The organism is Vibrio sp. 970, from assembly GCF_033339075.1.
On record NZ_JAWOTW010000680.1, the window covers coordinates 1 to 549 of the forward strand.

Here is a 549-nt window from a genome sequence, read left to right on the forward strand (position 1 = left end):
ATTCGAATCAATCGCTCACCATCAACAGGAACTTTAGGCTGATCGTAAAGCTTCGTCGTGAACAGACGTTGCATTTGTTCGATGCAGCGTTCATGCGTGCCTTTTTCTTTCATTACTCGGTACAGAGCTAAAAGGTAAGGGCTCAGAGCAGGGATGAAAACACTAGCTTTGGTTACCAGCGCTTTACACACCGTGGCGTAAGCACCACCGTCGAAGTTAGCCAGTTTCAGATTCAATGCATGGCTGGTTTGGTGCAAATCAATTTTGGCTCGGCCTAAAGTACCATCGAGATAGATTGGGTGAGTAACTTCTGGGCCCATGTATGAGAATGCAATGGTTTTGCAACCTTGAGCGACGGATTCCGTGTTGATGAGAGTATCAATCCAGCTTTCCCAATCTTCACCCCCCATGACCTTAATGGTCGCTTCTGCTTCCTCTTCGGTGGCAGGCTCGAGCGTGGTTTCAACCCATTGATCATTTTCAAGTAAGATGGAAGCGCCAGTAACCGACTCACCAATAGGCTTAATCACACTGCGCCAGAACGTATCT

The 549-nt window shown here is 47.5% G+C and carries 1 pseudogene; it reads right to left on the minus strand.

What is annotated here, in order from left to right:
• A pseudogene (locus R7Q11_RS28595) lies at positions 1-549 on the minus strand (bifunctional NADH-specific enoyl-ACP reductase/trans-2-enoyl-CoA reductase); the annotation flags it as partial.